The sequence below is a fragment of the Brevundimonas sp. genome (genome assembly GCF_036659295.1).
Classification (GTDB): Bacteria; Pseudomonadota; Alphaproteobacteria; order Caulobacterales; family Caulobacteraceae; genus Brevundimonas.
In genome coordinates this window covers 1-9,985 of the sequence record NZ_JAVXCU010000083.1, presented here as the reverse complement: position 1 = coordinate 9,985, position 9,985 = coordinate 1, and the positions used below count along the sequence as shown (strand labels likewise).

The following is a 9,985-nucleotide window of genomic DNA, read 5'->3' as shown; positions in this document are numbered from 1 at the left end:
AACACTCGCTGTGGCGCCGGCATCATCGGCGATATCGATGTACAGGGCCGAAAATTCCTTGTTGCGCGCGGTTTTGCGTGACAGGCCGCTCATGCGCTCGTAGGCCGGATTGATGTCCACCACGCGGCGGTTGGCATCCAGCACCACCAGATCGGCCAGTTTGCCGACTTCCAGCGAGCCGACGTCGCGGTCCATACCCAATGCCTTGGCACCATTGATGGTACCGGCAGCGAGGGCCTGGATCGGGGTCATGCCGCCTTGCTGGTACATCCACATATCCCAGTGCGAGCCGAGGCCTTCACGCTGGCCGTGGGCACCGATCTGGACAGTGACGCCGAGGTTGTTCAGCTTGGTGGCTTCACGCGCGACGTTGATGTGGTTCAACTCCTCGACCGGCACCTTGGTCGGGCGACGGGCGACAGCATCCAGCATCGGACGCGGGACGTACTGGGTCAGGATCGGGTCTTTCCAGACGTCGGTGGTTTCGTACCAGTGCATCTCGCCCCATGCACCGCCAAAGGCCACGACGAGGGTCGGGTTATAGGCGGTCTGGGTCTGGGACCACAGTTGCATGGCATCGTTATACATCACCGCAACCGGAACCGAGTGCTCGATGGTGGTGTGACCATCGACCAGCATGGACATGTTGTGGTGATACAGGCTGCCGCCTTCCGGAACGACGCTCATGCCCAGTTCGCGGGCCGCCTGAATGATCTGCTGGCGTTGGTCACGACGAGGCTGGTTATAGCTCTTGACCGAGTTGGCACCGGAGGTCTGTAGGCGACGCATATGGCTGCGGGCATCGTCGATATTGTTGACGACAGCGGTGGTCGGCGTGGTGGCTCCGTACAGGATGGTGCCTGTCGAGAACATACGCGGAGCCGTTACCATACCGGCACGCGCCAATTCGCTGTGGGCGAAGAAGTTCGTGGTTTCCGATGACGGGTTGTGCAGGGTGGTGACGCCGAAGGCCAGCGAAGCGTAGTTGATCCAGCTTTGCTGCGGGATGATGTCGCCTGCGCTGACGCCGCCGTGCCAGTGGGTGTCCACCAGACCCGGAATGATCGTCTTGCCTGCCATGTCGTGGGTGGTGGCGCCGGCAGGGAGGGTCACGCTGCCGCGTGCGCCGATCTGTTCGATGCGGTTGCCGTTGATGACGATAACGCCATCCTCGATCACCTCGTTACCCTTCATCGTAATGATGCGGGCACCGGTCAGGACGGTATAGCCCTGCGGGACTTCCTGTTGGGCCTTGAAGCCGAGCTGGATGCCTTGTTCCGGCGGCTTGGGCAGATCGGCCTGTGCGCCCTCGACGAAGCTGAAGCTGTCCGACAGCTTGCGCTGGAACAGCTGTGGCCCGTGCGACCATTGCAGGGTGCTGGAATCAGCCGAGAAGTGCATCCATTTGCCTGCATCGCGCGTCATGCGGGTCTGCGGCAGGGCCTTGCCGTCAGCCGACAGGGTGATCGGACGACCCGAAGAGGCGAACGGTGCCACATAGGCGTTGAAACGCTCGTTCCATGCGACCCATTGCTCGTCCGGCGATACGGTGAACTCTGCGGCCCATTCCGAGACCAGATGGTCGCGGCTGTCGGAGCCATCAATGTCCATCGAACGCAGGACGCGCTTGCCGTCAGCCGAAGCGGTGACGAACAGGCGGTCGTTGCGCGCACCGAACTGGGGCTGGCTGCCGCTGACCGTGACCAAAGCGGCATCACCGCCGCGCACCGGCACAGCATAGATGCCGGGGTTCATGCTCCACAGCGGCGTGGTCAGATAACCGCCGGTGGCTGCACGATAGACGACAGTCTGGCCGTCCGGCGAGAAGGTCGGCTCGACATAGTGACCCGGCTGGCGGGTAATGACGCGGCCTTCGCCACCCGAGGCGGGGGCGATGCGGACGGTACCGAGGTTCTGGTCGTTCCACGTCGTGAAGACGATGTTGCGACCGTCACGCGACCATTGCGGCTGGCTTTCGAAATTGTCGGTCTGGCGGGTCAGTCGGCGTGCCGTACCGGCCGTGCCGTCTGCACGCAGATCGCGCACATAAAGGCGACCCAGAGCTTCGAACACGACCTTGGTGCCGTCCGGCGAGGTCTGGGCAAAGCGGACCTGCTTCACATCGAACTCGTTCGGAGCCACTTCGACCGAAGCGCGGACAGCGTTTTGGACGGTGCGGGTATCGTTTACCTGGAACGGGATTTCGGTGGCCTGACCGCTCGCAGCATCCACGCTGCGGATTTTACCGCCAGCCCAGATCACGATCGACTTGTTGTCCGGTGTCCACGAATAGGTCGGATAGACGCCGTGAACGGCCCAGGTTTCCTGCATGTCGCGGTCAAGCGCGGCATAGAGCGGCGTCTCGCGGCCCGATTCCAGATCCTTCAGGTACAGGACCGACTGGTAGCGGTCACGACGGATGAAGGCGAGGGTCTTGCCGTCCGGTGACGGGGTAGGGGCGATCGAGCCACCCGGACCGGTCACGAACGGCGCGATGCGGCCGGTTTCGCGATCAAGGCGCTGGATGACATAGATCTGGCTGTTTGGGTCTTTCGAATAGTCGAAAGTGCCGCCCGGGGTCGTATCGTCGCTGTAGTACAGATAGCGGCCATCCGGCGAGAATGCGGGTTCGCCCGTATCCTTTTGCTGGGTGCGGCGTTCGGTCAGTTGTACGCCCGAGCCACCGCCGTTGCGGTGCCACATCCACATTTCGCCTGCGCCCAGCGAGCGCGACGAGGTGAAGTGCTTGCGACCAACAATATACTGGCTGTCGGGGGTCCATTCCGGCTGGGTAATCAGGCGGAAGGTTTCGCTGGAAATCTGGCGCGGATTGGAACCGTCGCGGTTCATCACCCAGATATTGTCGCCACCGCCACGATCGGACGTGAAGGCGATATAGCGGCCATCAGGCGAATATTTCGGCTGCATGTCCCATTGCACACCCGACGCAATGGCGCGGGCTTCACCGCCGCCAATAGGCATCACATAGATGTCGCCCAGCAGGTCAAAGATGATTTCGCGGCCGTCAGGACTGACATCCAGCGACATCCACGTGCCTTCGTTGACGTCGATTTTGACATCATGGGTAGGCCCGGTCAGGGTCTGGACATCCCATTTGGCGGGTGTTTCCGCGGCCTCATAAGCCGTGGCGTGTGTAGCGATGGCCATCATGGCCACTGTCGCCAGCAGAATATGCTTCATCGAAGCCCCCCTCTAAACCTCGAAAACTATTCGATGGAGCGAAGCTAACGGGACTATGGCGCGTGTGCGAGGGGGATGCGGCGAAATAACCTCCACATTTGCGACCCCAATGATGAAGAATCATCGGGCGAAAAGCGAAGTTAATTCAGCGGGGCCGTAAAATGGAACAGGCCTCTGTGGGTTACACAGAGGCCTGTATGGTGCCGTCGGGCAGGATTGAACTGCCGACCTCAGCCTTACCAAGGATGCGCTCTACCACTGAGCTACGGCGGCGTCTCGCTGAGGAGGCGGCTTTTAGCCAACGACTCTTGGTGGGCGCAAGAGTAAAAATGCAAGCTTGATCAAAATCTTTGCACGATGTCTGGTACACACATGGATATGTCAGATCACGATATCAACGGTTCTCCAGCGGCAGATACAAATGATGAAGCGGCGCAGCTTGCCGTCGAGGCACCTCCAAAGCCGTCCGATCCCAAGGTAGAGCGGGCTTTACAGCTGGCTGCGGTGCTCCGAACCAACCTTCGGCGACGCAAGATGCCGGGGGCGGCGAGCCGTCCTTCACCCAAGGATCAAAACTAGCTCTTTCAACCTGCGTATCGGGCTTGCTAGATATCCGGTCCACCGGACCACAGTGGTACTGGTTCTGAAGGTTCCCATGGACAGCATTGTCATCCACGGCGGCAATCGCCTGAACGGCTCGATTCCCGTCAGTGGCGCTAAAAATTCCGCCATCAAACTGATGGCCGCATCGATTCTGACGCCGGAGCCGCTGCGCCTTACCAATATGCCGCGTCTGGCAGACACGCGCTTTTTGGGCGCGTTGCTGCGCGAGTTCGGCATATTGGTGACCGAAGGTGACGGCGCGGACGGTCAAGAGACCCTGTTCGATGCCAGCCATCTGACATCGACGTTTGCCCCGTATGATCTGGTTCGCCAGATGCGGGCCTCGTTCAATGTGCTGGGGCCGCTGCTGGCCCGCACCGGCGAGGCCAAGGTCTCGCTGCCGGGCGGTTGCACCATTGGAGCGCGCCCTGTCGATCTGCACCTGATGGCTCTGGAAGCCATGGGCGCACATATCGAGCTGGAAGAAGGCTATGTGACCGCCAGCGCGCCCAAGGGCCTGCAGGGGGCCGAAATCGAGTTCCCGTTCGTATCTGTCGGTGCGACCGAGCATGCCCTTCTGGCGGCTGTGATGGCCAATGGCACCACGGTCCTGAAGCGTGCGGCCAAGGAGCCGGAAATCGGCGATCTGGCCCGCTGTCTGATGGCGATGGGAGCCAAGATCGAAGGTCTGGACACGGACCAACTGGTGATTACCGGCGTGACCTCGCTGAAGGGCACGGACTGGTCGGTGATTCCCGATCGTATTGAAATGGGCTCCTATGCTCTGGCTGCGGCCATGGCTGGCGGCGAAGTGCGCCTGACCAAGGGCCGCGCCGACCTGATTACGGCCCTGACCGATCCGATGCGCCGTTCGGGCGTCGAAGTGATCGAAGAAGCCAATGGCGATGTTATTATTCGCCGCGATCCGGCCCAGCGCCTGCAGGCCGTCGATGTGACGACCGAAATCTATCCGGGCTTTGCCACCGATCTTCAGGCCCAATTCATGACCCTGATGACGCTGGCCGATGGCGAAAGCGTGATTCACGAGACGATTTTCGAGAACCGTTTCATGCATGCGCCGGAACTGATGCGCCTTGGGGCCGATATTACCGTATCGGCAGGCGAGGCGCGCGTGCGGGGCGTAGAGGCTCTGCACGGGGCGCAGGTCATGGCGACGGACTTACGAGCCTCGATGTCTCTGGTGATTGCGGGCCTTGCTGCCGAGGGTGAAACCACGGTGGGGCGCGTCTATCATTTGGATCGCGGCTTCGAGCGTATGGAAGAAAAACTGGGTGCCTGCGGTGCAGATGTCCGGCGTATCAAGGGTGAAGGCCCCGAGCACTGATGACCAGCGAGATCGACAGCATCGGCGATCAACACAGCCATGACGGTTCGCAAGGCAAGGCGGAAGCCCTGCCTCTGCGCCTGCTCGCCGCCGATGCTATCGATCTGCAAATCATGTCTGCGGCCCTTCAGGACGCCATCATGCGTCCTGTCGATATCCGCTGGGAGCGCAAGGCGCGCCGCCTGACGCTGGTACTGTCGCGTTTCTGCTGGGAGTGTGGCGAGACGCGCGTGATGTCGGCCATGCAGTTCGGTGATGTGCATGCGGTCAAGAGCCGTCGCCTGCCGCGCGCGCCGGAAGGGGCGCTGGAACTTCTGGCCATGGACTTCATCCCGACCGAATCTCCTTCGGGGCGGGTGATTATGATGTTCGCCGGTGGTGGTGATCTGCGTATCGATGTGGAATGTCTTGATGCGGTGCTGACCGATCTGTCGGATCGTTGGCCCGCAGGGGCGGAGCCGGAACATCCGGCCGCCGAACAAGAAGCTTGAGGGGATGACTGTGGATCTGGCCCGAATCGATATCGATAATGGCAGCCTGCCTGCGCCAACCGCAGAGATTGAACACGAGCGCCGCGTCGCCATCTTCGATCTGGTCGAGGCCAATATGTTCCAGCCGGAAGGCGGGCAGTGCGGACCTTATGCCTTGCGCCTGTCCTCGCAGGACAACCGTCTGGTGTTCGAGATTTCCGGTCAGGATTATACGCGCACCCACGCCATGTCCCTGACCCCCCTCAAAACGGTCATCCGTGACTACGGCCTGATCTGCGAAAGCTATTACGAGGCGCTGAAAGGCTCTTCGCCCAGCCAGATCGAGTCGGTGGATATGGGCCGTCGCGGCCTTCACAACGAAGGCGCGGAACTGCTGAAAAACCGCCTTGAAGGTAAGGTTGAACTGGACAAGGAGACGTCCCGTCGCCTGTTCACACTGGTTTGCGCCTTATATCGACGTGGCTGAACTCGACTAATCCTAGTTTTTGGTGCATTAGAGCGCCCTCCTATGAGAGGCTCGCGTCCAGCCCGCGCGAGCTTATTGCTGTTTCAACGGGCGAGAGAGGCCGCATGGCTAAGGAAGAACTACTTGAGTTCCCCGGCGTGGTCAGCGAACTGCTGCCGAACGCGACGTTCCGCGTGACGCTGGAAAACGACCACGAGATCATTGCCCACACTGCAGGCAAGATGCGCAAGAATCGCATCCGCGTGCTGGCTGGCGACAAGGTTCTCGTCGAAATGACCCCGTACGACCTGACCAAGGGTCGCATCACTTACCGCTTCAAGTAAGGACGCGGATTGTCGCGTTCTGACGCACCGGCTCGGAGGCTGATTTTGGCCTCCTCGAGCCCGCGCCGGGTGGAACTCCTGGCGCAGATCGGCATCACACCCGATCAGATCGATCCCGCCGATATCGACGAAACACCGCTTAAGGCCGAAATGCCGGCGCGGCTGGCCCAGCGTTTGGCCAGCTCCAAGGCAGCGGTTGTGGCGGAACGGCACCCTGACGATGTGGTGCTGGCGGCCGATACAGTCGTGGCTGTTGGTCGTCGTCTGCTGGAAAAGCCCGCTGACGCAGCCGAAGCCCGTCGTTTCCTCAAGCTTTTGTCGGGGCGCAATCACCGCGTGTTCACCGGTATTGCTGTTGTTGCCCAAGGGCGCACGGCGTGGCGTGTGGTGGATACCCGCGTGACCTTCAAACACTTGTCCGATGCCGAGATCGACGCCTATGTCGCGTCTGGCGAATGGCAGGGCAAGGCGGGTGGATACGGAATTCAGGGCCGTGCGGCGGCCTTTGTCCAGCGCATTGTCGGCAGCCATCCTGCCGTGATGGGCTTGCCGCTCGTTGAGGCCAGTAATCTGCTTTATGGTACTGGCTGGCGTCCGGCAGCATAAGGTGGTGGCCGGGCTGGAATTTTATCTCGACGAGATGCCCGGCGAAACCCGCGCTGTCGTCACACAGAACGGCGAAGTCCACTCTCTATATATAGAGCGCGACACTGACCGCTTCGAGAACCGCCTCGGCACCCAGTTGGTCGGTCGCGTGGCCCGGGTCGAACCGGGCTTGAAAGCCGCCTTTATAGATACAGGCGCGGGCGAGCCGTTCGGCTTTATGTCGCTGCCCAAGGCGGTTCACCTTACCGAAGGCCAGAAGGTTCGCGTGCAGGTCTCTGCGGAGATTCGCGAATCCAAAGGTCCGGCCCTGAAATATCTGGGCGAAGGGCAGGGGGATGCCCGAATCCTTTCGGCTGGTCCCGGTGTTACGCAGATTTTGCGCGAGCTTGCGGGAAGCGAAGAGATCATTACGGGGCTAAAGGCCGTGGAAATGTCTCTGCATGCCGAAGAAGAAGCCCGCAGCACATCCGTTATACGATCCGATGTCGGTCTGGATCTGGCGATTCAGCGTACACGCGCCCTGATTGCGGCCGATATCGACTATGCACCCTTGCCTGGGCGGGATTCGCGCAAGGGCCGCGACGCGGTGAATCGTTTTGGTTTGAACGAGGTGGCGCGCCAGTTGCGGTTGAAGCACTGGGGCGGAATCGTTGCCATTGATCTGGCGGGCGTCGCTTTTCAGGGCGATTCTATCGTGAACCTGGCCAAGGCTGTGTTTTCGGGATGGAATGGCGTGGCGATTGGCCCGCTAAGCCGCTTTGGACTGCTTCAGGTTTCTGTGCCGTGGTCGCATACGCCGCTGGACGAGAGACTGGCCCATAGAGACACGGTGCTGCTTGATTCCGTGCGCCGCTTGCATCACGCGCTGTTAAGCGATCGGGCTACGCCCGTTTACGAGCTGGTCTGTGGTGCAGAATCCGCAAAAAGGCTTGCCCCGCTGGTGGCGGCTCTTGGCCCGCGCGCGCGACTGTCTGCGGATGGTCCGGCGGGGGCGTTCACTATCAAACAGGGATAAAGATTATGGCGAAATGCCCGATTTGCCGCCGTAACGAGGCCGAGGCCCAGTACAAACCTTTTTGCTCGCGTCGCTGTGCGGATGTTGATCTGCAACGCTGGTTTTCGGGTAGCTATGCTATCCCGGCCGAGGAAGTTGAGTTTGATGAAAAAGATCGTGGAATTGAGTGAATTAGCCTCTAGACAGGCCGAAACACTGCCCCTATAGACACACACCTCGCCGCGGCGCAGACGCCCGCAGCGAAGAGAAGATGCCCGGATAGCTCAGCTGGTAGAGCAGTGGATTGAAAATCCACGTGTCGGTGGTTCGAACCCGCCTCCGGGCACCATCTTCCCAAATATTAAGATAACAACAATACCCCAAGCGGGCCGCTTGGGGTTTTTCGTGTTCGCGAAGGTTTGCCGCGAAATGGACTTAATTTAAGCCAGAAATTTGTCCGCGAATTAGGCGCTCAGCTGCTGATTATCGTGCTGGTTTGGTCTGGTAACAGCAATTTTATTGCGTTGCCGCTCTTCTGCCCCTCTTCAAACAGGTAAAAGCTATTTTCCGGCCTTGACGCTCCGTGACCCGTTCGTCAAAGGGTCTTTAACTGCATTCAGGTCTTGCGGGGGTGGAGGGGTGAGTTATTGTTCATTCCGCTGTCTCGGCCTTGGCGCTTAGGCGTAAGTTTGGGGTGCGGCGCCTACCGGCGGGGGAGAAATCCGGCGGTGGTTACGATTTCATTTGAGAGGCGTTCGACTGACGCGGGCGTCTCTTAGGTTCCACGAGTCAGACCAAAGCAGGAACTGGCGAAACATGCTCGATAGCAAGAAGACTAATATCCTCCTGGCCATGGCCGGCGCTGCCGTCCTTATGGCTGCTTCGCCGGCTCTGGCGCAGGACGCCGCTCCGGCCGCTCCGGCCGCCGCAGCCGCAACCACTACTGCCGCTGATGCAGCTGCCCCGGCTTCGACTGAAGCCCCGGCTGCCGACGCTGCCGCAACCGCCGAAGAACCGGCATCGCTGAACGAATCCGTCGGCGGTGGCCACGGCAAGCTGACCCCGATCGGCATGTTCCTGATCGCTCACCCGGTCGTTAAGGTTGTGATGCTGGGCCTCGTTCTGGCCTCGATCGTCACCTGGACTCTGCTGCTGATCAAACTGGTTGAATTCGGTTCGCTGAAGAAAGCCACCAACAACTTCCTGGACGCCTTCCGCGGCGCCCGTACCATCGCTGACATCCGTCGCGTTGCTACTTCGGAAGAGTTCGACGGTAACCCGCTGGCCGACATGGCTGCTGCAGCTACCGAAGAACTGGAAGTCTCGCGCCAAGCTGGCCTTGACGTTGCCGGTGCTCACCGCGGTTCGACCGTCGGTCGTATCGAAACTGCAGTTGCTGCTGTTCAGTCGACCATCGCTGGTCGCCTGTCGGGTGGTCAACAGTTCCTGGCTTCGGTCGGTTCGTCGGGTCCGTTCATCGGTCTGTTCGGTACCGTTTACGGCATCATGAACTCCTTCATCGGTATCGCCGAATCCAACACGACCAACCTGGCCGTTGTTGCTCCGGGTATCGCTGAAGCTCTGCTGGCTACCGGTATCGGCCTGTTCGCCGCTATCCCGGCCGTTATCTTCTACAACTTCTTCAGCACCAAGATTGCTGCTTACGGCACCCGTGCCGACGGCTTCCAAGCTGAACTGCTGAACACGGTCTCGCGTCAGCTCGACAAGGGAGCATAAGACGGATGGCCGCCAAACTTTCCGGTTCCGGCGGCGGCAAGTACACCGTCCAGGCGAACAGCGAAATTAATATCACGCCATTCGTGGATATTATGCTTGTTCTCCTGATCATCTTCATGGTGGCGGCTCCGCTCGCCACTGTGTCGGTGCCGGTGGAACTTCCTCGTGCCGTCGCACCGCCGGCTCCGAATCCGCCTAAGCCCATCTTCATCTCCATTC

The 9,985-nt window shown here is 60.4% G+C and carries 10 protein-coding genes and 2 tRNA genes; 10 read left to right on the top strand and 2 right to left on the bottom strand.

The genetic code is table 11. The features are described 5' to 3' along the window. Both RSB01_RS11965 and RSB01_RS11960 read right to left on the bottom strand, forming a co-directional pair. Nucleotides 1-3,201 (bottom strand): amidohydrolase family protein (locus RSB01_RS11965; RefSeq protein WP_332625534.1); only part of this gene is annotated, 3,201 nt, incomplete at its 3' end. A 198-nt stretch (nucleotides 3,202-3,399) separates the two neighbouring features. After that, nucleotides 3,400-3,474 (bottom strand) — tRNA-Thr (locus RSB01_RS11960). 382 nt (nucleotides 3,475-3,856) lie between these two features. On the opposite strand from RSB01_RS11960, the gene murA reads away from it, so the two are divergent. The 10 genes from murA to RSB01_RS11910 all read left to right on the top strand — a co-directional run. Beyond that, nucleotides 3,857-5,149 (top strand): UDP-N-acetylglucosamine 1-carboxyvinyltransferase, encoded by a 1,293-nt coding sequence (gene murA, locus RSB01_RS11955; protein ID WP_332620668.1) that lies wholly within the window; start codon nucleotides 3,857-3,859, stop codon nucleotides 5,147-5,149. Further along, nucleotides 5,149-5,640: a DUF2948 family protein gene (locus RSB01_RS11950; RefSeq protein ID WP_332591328.1), complete on the top strand. Its 492-nt coding sequence runs from the start codon at nucleotides 5,149-5,151 to the stop codon at nucleotides 5,638-5,640. Before murA ends, RSB01_RS11950 begins: the two co-directional genes overlap by 1 nt. Nucleotides 5,641-5,644: 4 nt before the next feature. Next, nucleotides 5,645-6,106, top strand: a complete 462-nt coding sequence (locus RSB01_RS11945) for a UPF0262 family protein (protein ID WP_332625533.1) — start codon at nucleotides 5,645-5,647, stop codon at nucleotides 6,104-6,106. A gap of 104 nt (nucleotides 6,107-6,210) precedes the next feature. Beyond that, on the top strand, nucleotides 6,211-6,429 hold the full coding sequence (gene infA / locus RSB01_RS11940) for a translation initiation factor IF-1 (RefSeq protein WP_003164348.1): 219 nt from the start codon (nucleotides 6,211-6,213) through the stop codon (nucleotides 6,427-6,429). Between the two features lie 39 nt (nucleotides 6,430-6,468). After that, on the top strand, nucleotides 6,469-7,035 hold the full coding sequence (locus tag RSB01_RS11935; RefSeq protein ID WP_332620400.1) for a nucleoside triphosphate pyrophosphatase: 567 nt from the start codon (nucleotides 6,469-6,471) through the stop codon (nucleotides 7,033-7,035). Further along, nucleotides 7,007-8,050, top strand: a complete 1,044-nt coding sequence (locus RSB01_RS11930; protein WP_332625531.1) for a ribonuclease E/G — start codon at nucleotides 7,007-7,009, stop codon at nucleotides 8,048-8,050. The genes RSB01_RS11935 and RSB01_RS11930 overlap by 29 nt, the downstream gene beginning before the upstream one ends. A 2-nt stretch (nucleotides 8,051-8,052) precedes the next feature. Continuing rightward, the gene (gene yacG / locus RSB01_RS11925) at nucleotides 8,053-8,220 is read left to right on the top strand and encodes a DNA gyrase inhibitor YacG (RefSeq protein ID WP_332620399.1); all 168 of its coding nucleotides are present in this window, start codon (nucleotides 8,053-8,055) and stop codon (nucleotides 8,218-8,220) included. A gap of 82 nt (nucleotides 8,221-8,302) precedes the next feature. After that, a tRNA-Phe gene (locus RSB01_RS11920) sits at nucleotides 8,303-8,378 on the top strand. Between the two features lie 467 nt (nucleotides 8,379-8,845). After that, on the top strand, nucleotides 8,846-9,766 hold the full coding sequence (locus RSB01_RS11915) for a MotA/TolQ/ExbB proton channel family protein (protein WP_332591332.1): 921 nt from the start codon (nucleotides 8,846-8,848) through the stop codon (nucleotides 9,764-9,766). A 5-nt stretch (nucleotides 9,767-9,771) separates the two neighbouring features. Continuing rightward, a partial coding sequence (locus tag RSB01_RS11910) for a biopolymer transporter ExbD (RefSeq protein ID WP_332625530.1) occupies nucleotides 9,772-9,985 on the top strand: 214 nt, incomplete at its 3' end.

Excerpts from the sequence above, each read along its gene's own strand:
- infA (WP_003164348.1), top strand. The coding sequence starts at position 6,211 with ATGGCTAAGGAAGAACTACTTGAGTTCCCCGGCGTGGTCAGCGAACTG.
- RSB01_RS11915 (WP_332591332.1), top strand. The coding sequence starts at position 8,846 with ATGCTCGATAGCAAGAAGACTAATATCCTCCTGGCCATGGCCGGCGCT.
- RSB01_RS11945 (WP_332625533.1), top strand. The coding sequence starts at position 5,645 with ATGACTGTGGATCTGGCCCGAATCGATATCGATAATGGCAGCCTGCCT.
- RSB01_RS11930 (WP_332625531.1), top strand. The coding sequence starts at position 7,007 with ATGGTACTGGCTGGCGTCCGGCAGCATAAGGTGGTGGCCGGGCTGGAA.
- murA (WP_332620668.1), top strand. The coding sequence starts at position 3,857 with ATGGACAGCATTGTCATCCACGGCGGCAATCGCCTGAACGGCTCGATT.
- RSB01_RS11950 (WP_332591328.1), top strand. The coding sequence starts at position 5,149 with ATGACCAGCGAGATCGACAGCATCGGCGATCAACACAGCCATGACGGT.